We start from the raw sequence: 15761 nt of genomic DNA, 5'->3' as shown, positions 1-15761 counted from the left end.
CTGGGCGGACGGGGGCGCCCGAGCTAGCTGGAATAGACCTCGAACTCGCTGAGCTGACCGGCTGGCCAGCCGGTGTTACCGGTGACGGTCAGCCGCAGGTACCGCTGGCTGGTCGCCGTGAAGGTCACGGTGACCGTGTTGCCGCTGGCCGGGTTGAAGGTGTGGCCGGCGGACGCCTTCAGGGTGCTGAAGGACGAGCCGTTTGTGGAGCCGAGCAGCGCGAGCGTCTGCGTACGCGTCTGCCAGGCCGACGACGGTGGGAGTTTCAGGACGACGCGGGACACCGTCCGGTTGGCGCCCAGGTCCACGGTCAGCGACTGCGGGAAGGCGTTGTTGGCGCTCTCCCAGTAGGTGGTCGCGTTGCCGTCCACCGTGTTGGCGGCGGCGTACACGTCGGAGTGGCTGGTCTCGGTGACCGACCTCCCGGCCGCCAGGTTGCCGCTGGGCGGCGGGGTCGTGGGCGGCGCCGTGGTCGGGGGTGGAGTGGTGGGCGGCGCCGTGGTCGGGGGTGGAGTGGTGGGCGGCGGGGTGGTCTGCGTGCCGCCGTACACCTCGACCTCGGACAGTTGGGCCGCCGGCCAGCCGGTGTTGCCGGTGACTGTCACCCGGAGGTAGCGGCGGTCACCGGAGGGCAGGCCGATCGACACGGAGTTGCCCGAGCCGGGGGCGAACACCCGACCGGCGGACGACGCCAGGGTGGCGTACGAGGATCCGTCGGTGGAGCCGAGCACGGACAGGGTCTGGGTGCGTTGCTCCCAACCGCTGGGCAGTTTGAGCACCACCCGGTCGACGGATCGGGCCGAGCCCAGGTCGACGGTGACCGACTGCGGGAAGGCGTTGTTGGCGCTCTCCCAGTAGCTGGCCGCGTTGCCGTCCACCGCGTTGGCCGCCGTGTAGCTCTGGTTGGTGCTGGTCGCGGTCGCCGACCGGTTCAGCGCCAGGTTCCCCCCGCTGGTGGGTGGCGGCGTGGTCGGTGGCGGCGTGGTCGGTGCCGCCGTGGTCGGTGCCGGGGTGGTCGGCGGTGGCGTGGTGGGTCCGCCGCCCCACTGCGGGTCCGGCCACGGGCCGCAGTACGGGGCCGACGTGTACCAGCCGGAGTTGCCGCTGCCCTGGGTGATCTGGAAGCCACCGCCGACGCAGTTGTGCATCGGGTTGCTCTGCGCGATGTTCGTGGCCCGCACGTTCGTGAACGACACCTGGCTGGGTGCCTGCACCTGGAGCGCGTACGTGCCGGCGCCGTCGATCCGCACGTTCGTGAGGTTGATGCCGCTGGTCTGGCCCTCGATCCAGTGCAGCGCCGCGTACGAGCTGTCCAGGATGTCGGTGTCGGTGATGTTGATGGTGGCCTGCTGGAACGACTCGTTGAGGGCGGAGAACCAGATCGCCCCGACGCCGAAGTTCCAGTTGTAGTCCGAGTTGCCGTTGCGGATCAACGTGTTCCGGGCGATCGTCCAGGTGCCCCGGACCGCGGTGTCGCCCTGCACACCCGGATAGCGGTTCGCGACGTGGATGCCGCCGCCGTTGGTCAGCGAGTCGGCCGTCACGTTGTCGGTGATCTTGATGTCTCGGCCGCCGTAGCTGACCAGGTGGTTCGCCAGCAGAGTCACGCCGATGGTGTTGTGGGTGAAGGAGTTGTTGACGTTCGGCACGCTCTGCGCCCACATCGCCAACGCGTCGTCGCCGGTGTTGCGGACGAACGTGTTCGTCACCGTCGAGTTGGTCACGCCGGTGTGGAAGTTCACCCCGTCCGCGGTCTGGTCCAGGATGCGACTGTTGCGGATCGTGAAGTTGTCCATCGGGCCGTCCATCCACGCCCCGACCTTCGTGTTCTCCAGCCACAGGTTGTCGACCACCGAGTTGGTCATCGCCCCACCCAGGGCGTTCACCTGGTCGTCGTCGATCCGCTCGCGGATGTCGCCGATGATGGCGAAGTCCCGCAGCGTGACGTTGCGGCTCGGCCCGTTCGCCTCGTGCGCGCGGACCGGGCCGGTGTAGCCGCCACCGGGGACGTACTTGCCGTAGATGCCGACCGACCGGTTCCGGTCGGTGGGGTGCCGGCCGCCGAGCACCGAATACCAGGGGCCCGCGCCGCGCAGGGTCACCCCGTCGACCACCACGTGGTCCCAGAGGGTGAAGGTGCCGGTCGGGATCCAGACCGCCCGGCCCTGAGCCTTCCCGGCGTCGACGGCCGCCTGGAACTTCGCGGTCGAGTCGGTCGCGCCGCTCGGGTCGGCGCCGAAGTCGGTGACCACGTCAAGCACACCGGAGGGCTTGCTGATCGCCGGGGCGACCAGCTCGAAGTCGGCCAGGTCGATGGTGAACGAGGGCGACTGGGCGGTCGAGGAGACCTGGAACCGGATCTTCGTGCCGGCCGGCTGGGTGCTGCCGAACATCGCCCGGGTCTCGTCGTAGAAGTGGTGCGGGTTGGTGTCGCCCGGGTTGTTGTTGAACGGGTATCCGCCGTAGTACCAGCCGTACCTCGACGTCACCGGGACCGACTTCAGCAGCGACCCGTTGGCCCGCAGGTCGATGGCGGCGTCCCGGCCGGTGCCGGAGGGGCTGTCCGGCAGGCTGTACCGGAAGGTGACCGCGTTGGCCGGCGCGGTGAGGGTGAACTCGACGTACTCACCGACGCTGTCGAGGGTGACCGCCTCCCGGCCGGACGCCTCGGACGGCAGCGTGCCGTAGCGCCGGTCCGGGCCGATCTTCGAGCCGTTGTGGGCGACCTCCTCCGCCTCCTGTTCGACGAACGGGACGGTGGCGCCCCGGCCGGAAATGTCGAAGGGGGACAACCCGGCCGCCGCGGCCGGAGTCGCGGTGCCGGTGACCGCGAGGACTGTCACCGAGGTGGCGGCGAGCAGGGTGGCGGCGATGGCGGCCAACCCTGCCCGGGTCGGGTGTCGAAGGTGGTGCGGGGTGCCGGTGGTGTGGTTGGCCATGAGCTGCGCTCTCCCTTTCGTCAGGCAGGCCAGATCCCCCCGTGTCGGTGCGGTGTGACGCGTTCCCCCTTGCTTCTCCTTTCTTCAGGTGAGGTGGTGGCGGCGGCCGGGACGAGCCGCCGGCACCACCGCGAGCAGAATCAGGTCAGGCCGGGTCCGTCCGCCGCGCGCGGCTCGTCCGCCGATCCGGCGGTACGCAGCCAGACCGCGGTGTCCGACGGCAGCAACCCGTCGTCGAGGGGGCCGCTGGCCAGCAGCAACTCCCCCTCGGCCGGCATCGGCACCGGCGCGTCGGAGAGGTTGACCAGGCAGCTGAAGCCACCGCCACGGCTGAAGGCGAGCACCCCGTCCGGGGCGGGCAGCCAGGTCAGCTCACCGTCACCGAGCGCCGGGTCGGCCCTGCGGGCCTGGATCGCCGCCCGGTACAGCTCCAACATCGAGGCCGGGTCGCCGGTCTGCGCGGTGGCCGTCCGCTCCTTCCAGTCGGCCGGCTGGGGCAGCCAGGGTGCAGCGGCGCCGTCGGGGCTGAACTCGAACGGCGGCTCGTCACCGGCCCACGGCAGGGGTACGCGGCAGCCGTCCCGGCCCGGGTCGATCCGGCCGGACCGCTCCCACATCGGGTCCTGCCGCAGCGCGTACGGGATGTCCTCGACCTCGTAGAGGCCCAACTCCTCGCCCTGGTAGACGTAGGCGGCGCCGGGCAGCGACAGCGAGAGCAGCGCGGCGGCGCGGGCCCGACGGGTGCCCAACTCCAGGTCGGTGGGGGTTCCCTCACGCTTCGCGGCGAAGCTGAACCGGGTGTCCGCCCGACCGTAGCGGGTCACGTGTCGGGTGACGTCGTGGTTGGAGAGCACCCAGGTGGCCGGCGCGCCGACCGGCGCGTGCGCGCTGAGCGTCCCGTCGATGCTCTCGCGCAGCGCCGCAGCGTCCCAGGCGCAGCCGAGGAAGTCGAAGTTGAATGCGGCGTGCAGCTCGTCCGGGCGCAGGTAGTTGGCGAAGCGCTGCCGGTCCGGCAGCCACACCTCGCCGATCAGGGCCCGCTCGCCCGGGTAGGAGTCGGCGACCCGCCGCCAGCCCCGGTAGATGTCGTGCACGCCGTCGAGGTCGTGGAACGGGTGCGGGTGGTCCGGGCGGACCTCGGGCAACTCGCCGTCCTTGACCAGGAGCCCGGCCGAGTCGATCCGGATGCCGTCCACACCCCGGTCGAACCAGAACCGCAGGATGTCCTCGAATTCCGCACGTACCCGGGGGTGGTCCCAGTTGAAGTCCGGCTGCTGCGGGGCGAACAGGTGCAGGTACCAGTCACCGGGGGTGCCGTCCGGGTTCGTGGTGCGGGTCCAGGTCTCGCCGCCGAACTCGCCGACCCAGTCGGTGGGCCGCTGGTCGCCGTTCGGGCCCCGGCCCGGCCGGAACCAGAACAGGTCCCGTTCCGGCGCTCCGGGCCCGCCGGCGAGCGCCGCCTGGAACCAGGGGTGCGCGTCGGAGCAGTGGTTCGGCACCACGTCGACGATGGTCCGGATGCCCAGCGCGTGCGCCTCGGCGATCAGCGCCTCCGCCTCGGTCAGGCTGCCGAAGACCGGGTCGATGTCGCGGTAGTCGGACACGTCGTAGCCGGCGTCGGCCATCGGCGAGGGATACCAGGGACTGAACCAGATCGCGTCGACGCCGAGCGCGGACAGGTGGTTCAGCCGGGACCGGATGCCGGCGATGTCACCGATGCCGTCGCCGTTACCGTCGGCGAAGCTCCGGGGATACACCTGGTAGATCACGGCTCCACGCCACCACGGACTTCTGTCAGCTGTGGACACGAGCACCTGCTTTCTGCGTCAGTACGTCGGCGGGTTCGCCGGACCTGGTTATGTGTCGGGCGAACTGTCGTTGTTCGCCGCGCGGGAGGATACGGTGCCGGCTATCCCTTGATGCTGCCCGTGGTCAGACCGGACATGATGTTGCGTTGGAAGATCAGGAAGACGATGACCGTCGGGATCGCGGCGATGACCGACGCGGCGATAACCACGTTCATGGGCGTTCCGCCCGCGAAGGAGTAGATGCCGACGCTCACCGTCCGGGTCTCCGGCGACGGCATGACCAGCTTCGGCCAGAGGAAGTCCTTCCAGACTGCCGTCATGGCCAGAATCGCGACGACGCCGAGGATCGGGCGGGACATCGGCAGGATGATCGACCAGAGCGTACGCAGCGACGTCGCACCGTCCACCAGGGCGGCGGCCATCAACTCCTCCGGAATCGAGTCGAAGAACCGCTTCAACAAGAAGATGTTGAATGCGTTCGCCACCAGGGGCAACCAGATCGCGAACGGCGAGTCGAGCAGGTTGAGGTGCACGATCGGCAGGTCGATAACTGTCACGTACTGCGGGACGATGAGAACCATCGCCGGAATCATCAGCGTCCCCAGCATCAGCGCGAGAATCACGTTGCCGAAGATCGGCCGGAGCTTGGACAGGGAGTACGCGGCAGCCGCGTCGAAGACGAGCTGGAACAGCACCGCGCCGATCGCGTAGTAGAACGTGTTGAACAACAGCTTGGCGAGTTCCAGGTTGTTCCAGGCGTCGATGTAGTTCTGCGGCTGGGGGTCCTTCGGAAACAGCGTCGGCGGGGTCTGCGCGATCTCCTGGCCGGACTTGAGCGCGCCGGTCACCATCCAGTAGAGCGGCCCGAGGAAGACGAGAGTGAATCCCGCCACGACGACGACCAGCAGCGTCCAGTAGATGATCCTGCCGCGCCCCCGACTGAGCTGGGCATGGGAGATGAGGGTCCGGGTGCCGGATTCCTGTGCCATTCCTCGCCGTCCTAGTCCTGTTTCGCACTCAGCCGCAGGTACACGGCGGAGAAGCCAGCCAGCACCACGAGCATGATCACGCCCAGTGCGGCGGCGCCGTTGAGGTCGTTCTGGAAGAACCCGTGCTGGTAGATGAGGTACGCCACGGTGGTCGCGGAGTCCTCCGCGCCCGCACCGTTGGCGAGGATCAGGGGCTCGATGAAGAGCTGCATCGTGGCGACGATCTGGATCATCGCCAGGAGCGCGAGGATCAGCCGGGTCTGCGGGATCGTCACGTGGCGGATCCGCTTCCAGATCCCGGCGCCGTCGAGTTCGGCCGCCTCGTAGAGCTCACCGGGGATGCCCTGCAGGGACGCCAGGTAGATGAGGACGGCGCCGCCCATGTTCATCCAGGTCGACGCGATCACCATCGCCGGCATCGTCATCTCCGGCGACTGCATCCACTGCGAGGTGGGCAGGTGCAGCGCCTTGAGGATCGCGTTGAAGAGCCCCGCCTCGCTGGGGTCGTACGCGTAGAACTTGAAGAGGTAGAGCGCGGAGGCGGGCGGCAGCATCACCGGCAGGTAGACCAGGATCCGCAGGTAACCCTTGGCGTGCCGGAACTCGTTGAGCAGGACCGCCACGAAGAACGGCACCACGTACCCGAGGACGAGCGCGAGCACCGTGAAGTAGAAGGTGTTCTGCCAGGCCGTCCAGAAGCTGGGGTCGTCGATGATGCGGGAGTAGTTGTCCCAGCCCACCCAGGTCGTCTCGCCGCGCCGGGTCCGCTGGAAGCTCATCACGACGCCGCGGACCATCGGGTACCAGGAGAAGACGACGAAGCAGAGCACCGCGCCGATCAGGAACGCGTGCCCGGTGAGGTTGTCCCGTACCTTGCGGCCGAGGCTTGTGCGCTGCGGCCCCGCCGAGTACGGCGACGGCGGGCGGCCCGGTTTCCTGGGGGTCTCCGGGACGGTGGTGATCGCCAAGGCAACTCCTGGTTGAGTCGGTGACGTCGACGACGTGGTGCGGATGGTGTGGGGGCCGGGTCGGCGTCCCGGCCCCCACACGATCGGTCAGCTCTCCGCGGCGAGGAGCTTGTTGACCTTCTCCTCGGCGGTCTTGAGCAGCGCGTCGATGTTCGCGTTCGGGTTGGTCAGCACACCTGACATCGCGGCGTCGAGGAGCGCGTAGACCGCCTGCGCGTTGCGCGGCTCACCCTTGATCGGCACCGGGGTGGCCTCGAAGAGCGCGAAGTTCGAGGTGTCGACGTTCGCGTTCGCCTTGCGCAGCTCCAGCTCCTGCTTCTGCGCGTCACTGCCGTTGGCGAAGAGCAGCGGCTGGGGCAGACCAACCGGGTAGTTCTGCGGCTTGGCCCGCACGTAGTCGAACTGGCCCTTGCCCGGCGTCAGCTTCTGGTACGCGATCCACTTCATGCCGGCCTTGACCTGCTCGGGGGTCAGGTCCTTCTTGAAGAAGTAGCCCTCTCCGCCGCCGAGCGTCCCCTTCGCCGCACCGTCCTGGCCGGGCAGCGGAGCCATCGCCCAGTCCTGGAACTTGCCCTGGAACTGGCTGACGATCGCCTGGGTGGCGTCCGGTGCGCCGATGAACATGCCGACCTTGCCCGCGCCGGCGTTCGTCAGCAGGTCAGCCCACTGCAGCAGCTGACGGGCGCCCATGCTGTTGTCGCCGTACCGCATGTCCTTGATGTTCTGCAGGACCTGCTTGCCCTGGGCGTTGTTGAAGTCGGCCTTCTTGCCGTCCTCGGTCAGCACGCGGCCGCCCTGCGAGTAGAGCAGGGAGGTGAAGTGCCAGCCGCCGGTGTTGCCGGCGCTGTACTCCGAGTAGCCCGCGATGCCGTTGCCGAGTGCGGAGATCTTCTTGGCGGCGGCCCGGACGTCGGCCCAGGTCTTCGGCGGGTTGTTGACGTCGAGCCCGGCCTGCTGGAACAGGTTCTTGTTGTAGACCAGACCCATCGAGTAGTTCTTGACCGGTACGGCGTAGAGCTTGCCGCCGTCGGTGAAGACCTCCTTGAGCGCCGGGTCGACGCTGTCCCAGGTGGAGATCGTGTCCTTGCTGGCGTACTGGGTGATGTCCATCGCCTGGCCCGAGTCCAGCACCTGCTGAAGGTCGGTCATGTAGCCGTAGAACACGTCGGTCACCGTGCCGCCGGCGAGGCGGGCGGTGAAGTCCGGCGGGTTGTTGCACTGCTCGCCGACGCTGACGCTCTTGACGACGATGTCCGGGTTCTGCCGTTGGAACTCGACGACGTCGTCGTTCCAGTTCTTCAACAGCTCTTTCTGGGCGCCGACCGGCTGGCAGTCGACCGTGATGGTGACCTTGCCGCCGGCGGTCGTGTCCTTGTCGTCGCTCTTCGTGGAGCACGCCGTGAGGCTGAGCCCCAGGCCGGCCACGAGCGCGACCGCCGCAGCCTTTCGGTATTGCGGTACGGACATCTGTCCATCCCTTCGGGAACGGGTGACTCCAATGACCTTCGCTGATCTGCGGTGATACGACCTGACGCCCAGTAGCTGCGTCGGAGCCAGGTGTGAGTGGAGTCACTGTAGCGAGGAGGACTCATTTCGGCAAGGTATCGACCCTGTTCCGAAAGGACACGACGTGATTACGGCAGATGTTGGCAAGCCCGTGAAAGCAGCCGGATATGACAGCTTTTGATCGCTTATGAAGGGCCATTCGGGCAGGTCGATGCTGCTCGCCGTACGCAGCGACGAAAACGGCCGCCGACCGCGTGGAGCGGTCGACGGCCGAAGGCGTCGGGTGGAGCGGGGCTGTCGTTAGCGGCCGGGGGCGGGGGCGGTCGAGCCGCGGACCACCAGCTCGGGCTCGAACAGCAACTCGTCGTGCAGCACGCCGGCACCCTCGATCTGGGTGACCAGCAGGTCAACGGCAGCCTGCCCCATCGTCTCGATCGGCTGCCGCACCGTGGTCAGCGGCGGGTCGGTGCACGTCATGAACGCGGAGTCGTCGAAGCCCACCACCGACACGTCTGCCGGCACCGAGCGCCCCAACCGCCGGGCCGCCCGGATCGTGCCCAACGCCAGGACGTCACTTGCGCAGATGATGCCTGTCACGCCCCGCTCGACAAGTTTCGTCGCGGCGACCCGCGCACCCTCCATCGAGAAGCTGGACCGCTCGACACACTCGGCGTCGGCCTCGTCCCAGCCCGCGGCCCGGATCATCGCGTCCAGCTTGCGTCGGGACGGCACGTGCCCCTCCGGGCCGAGCACCATCCCGATCCGTTCGTGCCCGAGCGAACGCAGGTGCCCGTACGCCTGCTCGACCGCGACCGCGTCGTCGGTGGAGACACGTGGGAAAGCCAGCTCGTCCACGCCCGCGTTGACAAGCACGACGGGAAGGCCCCGGTCGGTCAGTCGACGGTAGTGGTCGTGTCGGGCGTCGGCGAGCGCGTACGAGCCACCGGCGAAGATCACCCCGGAGACCTGGTGGTCGAGGAGCATCTCCACGTAGTCCATCTCGGACACGCCGCCGATGGTCCGGGCGCAGAGGGCCGGGGTGTAGCCGCGCTGGGCGAGCGTCCCGGTGACCACCTCGGCCAGCGCCGGGAAGATCGGGTTCTGCAACTCGGGCAGCACCAGCCCGACCAGTCGGGCGCGTTCGCCCCGCAGTTTCGTCGGCCGCTCGTAACCGAGCACGTCGAGCGCGGTCAGCACGGCGGTCCGGGTCGCCTCGGAAACCCCGTCACGGCCGTTGAGCACCCGACTGACGGTGGCCTCGCTGACGCCCGCCTTCTTGGCAACTTCAGTCAACCGCTTGGTCACGGTCGCAATCGTACGTCACCATCGTGAAAGAAATGAACAGCAAAATGCGCAGCGTTTGCCGTCCGGCTGCCGTAATCTTCCGTTCGTCGTACGGGGGGCATCGGCCGACGAGGCCCGCAAGCTGGTCGTACGCCAGATGCCACCGAGCGCGCCACGAGCAGCGGCCCCACAGGTGAAGACCCGACGCCGCCCTCCCCTACTGGGGTGTTGGTAAGAACCGAGACACCAGGGGCCAATTAGTTGATCTTCGTGGGCGGCCGGCGGGGGTTGAGCTGGTGTCCCCGTAGGGGACCGCTCACCGGGCATCGGTCGAGGTGGTCGGCGTGGTCGCTCCACCGGCTTTGCAGGGTCGGGGCAGGCGACTGATGGTGCTCCACTGTGTGAGTCGGGGTGCCTGCGCCATCCCAGCCCAGGGCTTTGTCAACGCCCGGGATGACCGCGGGCCCGTTACCCCCGGCACCGGGGGTAACGGGCTCATCTGCGAGCTGGTCTACCCGAGACAGATGGCGACGGCCGTAAGGTTTTGAGCCGTCGTTCCCCGGTTGGAGCCTCGTACCGCCCAGCCGTTGCCCGACGCGAACGAGTCAGTGAGGAAGATGTCGAACCCGGATGTCTGTCCGCCTCCTCCGGTGATGATCGTGCCAGCGGGGCAGGTAGCGAAGGAGATGTTGTTCGCGCCCGCCAGCACTGTTACGGAAGTCCCTGTCGTTTGAGACAGTGCAGTCATCCCGGACGGCTTCTTACTCGAGGCGGGACTGGTGTCAGCCGCGTTCGCCCCGCTCAGAGGAACGACCAGCAGAAGACCAATGACCGATATTGCCGCTGCGCTGCTGATGAACAACTTCTTCTTCTGCACGCCTGGTTCTCCCATCGATTGCTGAACACGAGAGACATTCGACCGGACGGTCCGCAGCAGACTACTAACAGCCAGTGATCAGTTACATCGTCAGATGCAGATCTAAAGATGGGCCAAAGTTCGACGCATGACCCCGGCAGGCAACAAAGACGTGACAGGCCTCGACCTTCCACCCACTCACCGACTTTGGCACCGGGGCCGGATCCGGCGCCAGCAACAGATCCACCCCGCCGCAGCGGAAGCCCGAGAGTCGATGTGCGACCCCGGCGTCCAGGTAAGGCTCCCAACTCCACGACCCACACGCGCCCGGGTACACCCCCGCATCAACTGCGCCACTCCGGGCTGACCCATCTGGCTGCCAAGGCCGGCGCCCAAGACTCGCAGCAACATCAGGGATGTTGCTGCCTCACGCAGGCCGGAGGCAGCAACATCCGGGAAGTTGCTCGGATCTTGGGCGAACGGCGCGAGGCGCACGGCGCACGGCGGGCGTCAGGACAGGTCGTGCAGGGCCGCCTCGATGGCGCGGTGAAAGGTCGGGTAGGCGTAGATCATGTGGCGGAGCTGACTCAGCGGCACCGCCGCGTGCACCGCCACCACCAGCGCGGAGAGCACCTCGCCGCCGGCCGGGCCGACCGAGGTCGCGCCGATCAGCACGCCCTGGTCGGCGTCCGCGACGAGCTTGATGAACCCGTCGTCGCCGACCCGGTGGATCCAACCTCGGGTGGAGCTGCCGAGCTTCGTGAAACCGACCTGCACGTTGATGCCCCGCTCGCGGGCCTGCCGCTCGGTGAGCCCGACCGCGCCCACCTCGGGATCGGTGAAGGTCACCCGGGGAAGCGCACGGTAGTCGGCTCGCGGGACGGTGCCGGCCGAGCCGCTCGACCCGCTTGCGGCCAGTGAGCTGGACGCCCCCATCGCGCCACCGACCACGCTTGACGTGCCGCTGGCGTCCGCTCCCGCCGCTGCCTGTCGGGCACGGGCCAAGATGTCGGCGATCACGATGCCCGCCTGGTACATGGCGATGTGGGTGAAGGCCCCCTCGCCGGTCACGTCGCCGACCGCCCAGACGTCGTCGGTGACGTGCAGACGGTCGTCGACCGGCAGGTAACGCTGGCTGGCGTCCACTCCTATCGTGTCCAACCCGAGTTCTTCCAGGTGGGCCTTGCGCCCGGTGACCACCAGCAGCCGGTCGGCGGTGAACTCGGCGCCGCCGCCACCGTGCAGGGTGAACCGGGTCCCGTCGTGCGCGACCCGCTCGGCGCGTACCCCGGTGTGGATCTCCACGCCGTCGGCGCGCAGCGCCGCGGCGGCGACGTCGGACGCCTCCGGCTCCTCGACGGCCAGCACCCGGTCGAGTGCCTCCACCACGGTGACGCGTACCCCGAAGCGGGCGAAGACCTGGGCGAGTTCCAGCCCGATCGCGCCGCCGCCGAGCACCAGCAGGGTCTCCGGCAGTTGGTCGGCCTCGATCGCCTGGTGGTTGGTCCAGTACGGGGTGTCGGCCAGGCCGTCGATCGGCGGCACCGACGGACGGGTGCCGGTGCCCACCACGACCCCGTGCCGGGCCTCGAACACCTGGTCACCGACGCGGACCCGGCGCGGGCCGTCGAACCGGCCACTGCCCCGCACCAGCCGACCACCCAGGCCCGTGAACCGGTCGGCCGCGACCGTGTCGTCCCAGGTGTCGGTGGCCTCCTCGCGGATCCGCTTCGCCACCGGCGCCCAGTCCGGCTGGACCTGCGCCGTCCCGGCCAGGCCGTCGACCCGACGGGCCTCGGCGAGCGCGTTGGCGGCCCTGATCATCATCTTGCTGGGAATGCAGCCCCAGTACGGGCACTCCCCACCGACCAGGTCCCGTTCGACGCCGACGACACTCAGGCCGGCCTCGGCGAGTCGCTCGGCGACCTCCTCGCCGCCGACCCCGAGCCCCACCACCACAACATCCACCAGCTCCGGCTCCGCCACCGCAACAGCATCCCCCAGCGACACCGCCGCAACCACCGGGGCGGACGAAAAGTCGGCACGCTCACCGGTCCGGGGCGCCTACGGTGACGGGATGCACGCACGCTTCGCTCCGGTCCGGGACTGTTTCCACGACCTGTTCACCTCCGGCCGGGAGACCGGCGCCGGCCTGACCATCTGGTACGACGGACAGCCCGTCGTCGACCTGGTCGGCGGTTTCCGGACCGGCGCCGGGCCGGACGGCGAACCGTGGCGGCCGGACACACGTGCCAACGTCTACTCGGTCGGCAAGCCGGTGGCCGCGCTCGGTCTGCTGATGCTCGTCGACCGGGAGCGGGTGGACCTCGACGCGCCCGTCGAGCGGTACTGGCCGGAGTTCCGCACCCCCGCCACCGTGCGCCAGGTGTTGTCGCACACCGCCGGGCTGCCGACCTTTCCGGTGCCCCGGCCCGCCGCCGCGATCGCCGACTGGGCGCTGCTGGCCGGCGACCTGGCCGCCGCCGACCCGGAGTGGTCGCCGGGCTCGGTGGCCGGCGAGCACGCCTGGACGTACGGGCACCTGGTGGGTGAGCTGGTCCGCCGGGTCGACGGGCGGTCGGTGGGCCGGTTCCTGGCCGAGGAGATCGCCGGTCCGTGGCGACTCGACCTCGGTTTCGGGCTGACCGAGGCGGACCAGCGCCGCTGCGCCGAGATGCGCTACGGCGATCCGGGCTGGCCGGGTCGGAAGCTCGGCGAGCCGGGCTCGCTGCGGGCCCGGGCGATGGGCAACCCGGCCGGTGGACTGGACGTGGCCGTGCTGAACAGCCCGCTGTGGCGGGGCGCCGAGATGCCGGCAGTCAACCTGCACGCGACCGCGTCCAGCCTGGCCCGGCTCTACGCCGGCCTGCTCGCCGGCGGCACCCTGGACGGCGTCCGGCTGTTCAGCGCGGAGCTGGTGGCGGAGGCGACAGGGGTCCAGTACGACGGGCCGGACCTGGTGCTGGACCGTCAGGCCCGCTGGACGCTGGGCATGCAGTGGGAGCCCGACGGCAGTTGGGGCATGGGTGGGCTCGGCGGCAGCAGCGCGTGGGCCGACCCGGAGCGCGGCTACACCATCGCGTACGCCACGGCGCAGCTCGCCGAGCACGACCGGGTCGACGAACTGGCCGAGGCGCTGCACTCGGTGCTCTGATCAGCGCAGCCAGACGGGGTCGGTGCCCGGCACCGCGAGCGGCGGCGGATAGTCCAGGCCGCGCCGGAGCTGCTCGGGCAACTTCCACGGTTGGTGGATGGCCTTGCCCTGCACGGTCGCCAGCTCCGGCACCCACCGGCGCACGTAGTCGCCGGCCGGGTCGTACCGTTCGGCCTGCCGGACCGGGTTGAACCCCCGGTACGGCTTCGTGTCGTTGCCGGTGCCGGCGACCCACTGCCAGTTGCCGGAGTTGTTGGCCACGTCCCCGTCGAGCAGAAAGCGGAAGAACACCTTCACCCCCGCACGCCAGTCCTGCCCGAGGTGCTTGGTCAGGTAGCCCGCGGTGATCAACCGGGCCCGGTTGTGCATCCAGCCCTGCGTACGCATCTGCCGCATCCCGGCGTCGACGATCGGCATCCCGGTCCGCCCCTCGGCCCAGGCGGCCAGCGCGTCGTCGTCGTAGCGCCACCGCTCGGTGGCACCCCGCCGGTACGCCGCTGTCGAGATCTCCGGGAAGGCGGCGGTGACCTGGTAGTAGAAGTCCCGCCAGCAGATCTGCCGGACGAACGGCCCGGACCGGTCTCCGGCGCGACCGGCCACCGCCAGCGGGGACACGCAGCCGAAGCGCAGGTACGGGCTGAGTCGGGAGGTGTCGTCGCCGGCCATGTCGTCGTGCTGGTCGCCGTAGCGGTCCAGGTCGGGCAGCCAGTCGGTGAGCCGCTGCCGGGCGACCCGCTCGCCGCCGACCGCCGCGTCCGGCGAGTCCCCGGCCGGCGGCTTCGGCAGGCTGCCCACGCGCACACCGCCGGGCAACGTCACCCGGCGCGGCGCGGCCAACTCCTCGCGCCACCGGTTGGCCGCCCAGGCCCGGTGGTACGGGCTGAACACCCGGTAGTGGTCGCCGCCACCACCGGGCCGCAACGCGCCGGGCTCGACCACGGTCAGCCCGGGAAACAGTCGCAGGTGCAGCCGGTGGCGCTCACACTCGGCGCGCAGCCGCCGCTCCCGACGGCGGGCGTAGTGGCTGACGTCGGCGGAGAGCGCGACAGCGGTGGCACCGACCTCACCGGCCAGCCGGATCGTCTCGGCCACCGGGTCACCGTGGCGTACCACCAGGTCGCCGCCGCGCTCGCGCAGCTCGGCGCGAAGGTCGGCGAGGGCCTGGTGCAGGAACCGGGTGCGGTTGGCCGACAGGTCGGCCAGCTCCGGGTCGAGCACGTACAGCGGCACCACCCGGTCGAAGGCCGCGCAGGTGGTGGCCAGCGCCGGGTGGTCGTGTACCCGCAGGTCGCGGGTGAGGAGCACGATCGCGGTGCCGGCGGTCACCGGGCCTCCGGGTCGACAGTCGGCCCGGGGATGGTGACCGGCGTACCGGTCGAGCTGAGCAGGGCGCGTGCGGCCACCGCCATCCGTCGCCGCTGCGGCACCACGGCCCGCCGGGCGAAGACGTCGTAGTCCTGCGCGGCGACCTCGTCGAGGATGCCGCCGTAGAGGGCGTACGCGGTGCGCATGCAGGCCTGCGAGGCCGGCGCCAGCATGGTGATGCCCGGCGCGGCGGCCGCGTAGTGCGCCTGGGCGCGGGTCACCTCGTACTCGATCAGCTCCCGGGTCCGGGGCGTGCCGCGGCCCCGGGCGCGGGCCTCGACCAGCTCGTCGCGGGTGACCCCGAACTTCGCCAGGTCCTCGTCTGGCAGGTAGGTGCGGCCCCGGTCGAGGTCCTCCGCGACGTCCCGGATGAAGTTGGTGAGTTGGAAGGCGAACCCGAGTTGCCGGGCCGGCTCCCGTGCCGCCGCCGGGTCGGAGCTGCCCAGGATCGGCAGCATCATGGTGCCGATGACCGCCGCCGAGCCCTCCATGTAGTCGAGCAGGTGGTCGTAGGTCGGGTAGGCGGTGACGGTCAGATCCATCGCCATGCTCTTCAGAAACGACGCAAAGTCGTCCCGGTCGAGATCGAAGACGGCGATCGTGTGCAGCACGGCCGGCATCAGCGGGTCGGCGACCGACGCGCCGCGCAGGCCAGCGACGAACTGGCTGGCCCAGTCGTCCAGGCGGGCGGCCCGCTCGGCCGGCGGCAGGTCCTCGGTACGGTCGACGATCTCGTCCGCGTAGCGGGTGAAACCGTAGAGGGCGTGCACATGTCGTCGTTTCCATGCGGGCAGCAGTCGGGTGGCGAGATAGTAGGTGCGGCCGTGACGTTTGTGCAGCTCACGGCACCGGTCATAGGCAGCGGTGAGATCAGTTTCCACCGGCCCTCCCT

General features: G+C 69.7%; 11 protein-coding genes. 1 reads left to right on the top strand and 10 read right to left on the bottom strand.

Annotated elements, in window-relative coordinates; all coding sequences use genetic code 11:
* Positions 1–23 precede the first annotated feature (23 nt).
* From ACLQ29_RS07730 to ACLQ29_RS07695, 8 genes are all read right to left on the bottom strand, one after another.
* The gene (locus tag ACLQ29_RS07730) at positions 24–2939 is read right to left on the bottom strand and encodes a discoidin domain-containing protein (protein ID WP_425770949.1); all 2916 of its coding nucleotides are present in this window, start codon (positions 2937–2939) and stop codon (positions 24–26) included.
* A gap of 140 nt (positions 2940–3079) precedes the next feature.
* On the bottom strand, positions 3080–4708 hold the full coding sequence (locus tag ACLQ29_RS07725) for a glycoside hydrolase family 13 protein (protein ID WP_425770948.1): 1629 nt from the start codon (positions 4706–4708) through the stop codon (positions 3080–3082).
* Positions 4709–4848: 140 nt separating this feature from the next.
* A complete protein-coding gene (locus ACLQ29_RS07720) occupies positions 4849–5736 on the bottom strand; it encodes a carbohydrate ABC transporter permease (protein ID WP_425770947.1) in 888 nt (295 codons plus the stop codon).
* Positions 5737–5747: 11 nt separating this feature from the next.
* Positions 5748–6704: a carbohydrate ABC transporter permease gene (locus ACLQ29_RS07715; RefSeq protein WP_393365425.1), complete on the bottom strand. Its 957-nt coding sequence runs from the start codon at positions 6702–6704 to the stop codon at positions 5748–5750.
* Positions 6705–6791: 87 nt separating this feature from the next.
* Positions 6792–8171 carry an ABC transporter substrate-binding protein gene (locus ACLQ29_RS07710; RefSeq protein ID WP_425770946.1) on the bottom strand — a complete coding sequence of 460 codons (1380 nt, stop codon included), beginning with the start codon at positions 8169–8171 and terminating at the stop codon, positions 6792–6794.
* A gap of 339 nt (positions 8172–8510) precedes the next feature.
* The gene (locus ACLQ29_RS07705) at positions 8511–9515 is read right to left on the bottom strand and encodes a LacI family DNA-binding transcriptional regulator (protein WP_425770945.1); all 1005 of its coding nucleotides are present in this window, start codon (positions 9513–9515) and stop codon (positions 8511–8513) included.
* 490 nt (positions 9516–10005) lie between these two features.
* Entirely contained in the window at positions 10006–10371 is a 366-nt protein-coding gene (locus tag ACLQ29_RS07700) for a hypothetical protein (RefSeq protein ID WP_425770944.1), read from the bottom strand.
* A gap of 489 nt (positions 10372–10860) precedes the next feature.
* A complete protein-coding gene (locus ACLQ29_RS07695; protein WP_425770943.1) occupies positions 10861–12336 on the bottom strand; it encodes a dihydrolipoyl dehydrogenase family protein in 1476 nt (491 codons plus the stop codon).
* 91 nt (positions 12337–12427) lie between these two features.
* Between ACLQ29_RS07695 and ACLQ29_RS07690 the strand changes: the two genes are divergently transcribed.
* Complete coding sequence (locus ACLQ29_RS07690) at positions 12428–13504, top strand: serine hydrolase domain-containing protein (RefSeq protein ID WP_425770942.1); 1077 nt, start codon at positions 12428–12430, stop codon at positions 13502–13504.
* On the opposite strand, the gene ACLQ29_RS07685 is transcribed toward ACLQ29_RS07690, so the two are convergent.
* Positions 13505–14830, bottom strand: a complete 1326-nt coding sequence (locus ACLQ29_RS07685) for a cryptochrome/photolyase family protein (protein ID WP_425770941.1) — start codon at positions 14828–14830, stop codon at positions 13505–13507. It abuts the gene before it with no gap.
* Complete coding sequence (locus tag ACLQ29_RS07680) at positions 14827–15750, bottom strand: phytoene/squalene synthase family protein (RefSeq protein WP_425770940.1); 924 nt, start codon at positions 15748–15750, stop codon at positions 14827–14829. Before ACLQ29_RS07680 ends, ACLQ29_RS07685 begins: the two co-directional genes overlap by 4 nt.
* Positions 15751–15761: the final 11 nt, after the last annotated feature.

This window comes from Micromonospora sp. DT228 (genome assembly GCF_049841595.1).
GTDB lineage: Bacteria > Actinomycetota > Actinomycetes > Mycobacteriales > Micromonosporaceae > Micromonospora.
Note: the sequence above shows the minus strand (reverse complement) of the source record. Positions and strands in the feature narration are given on the sequence as shown.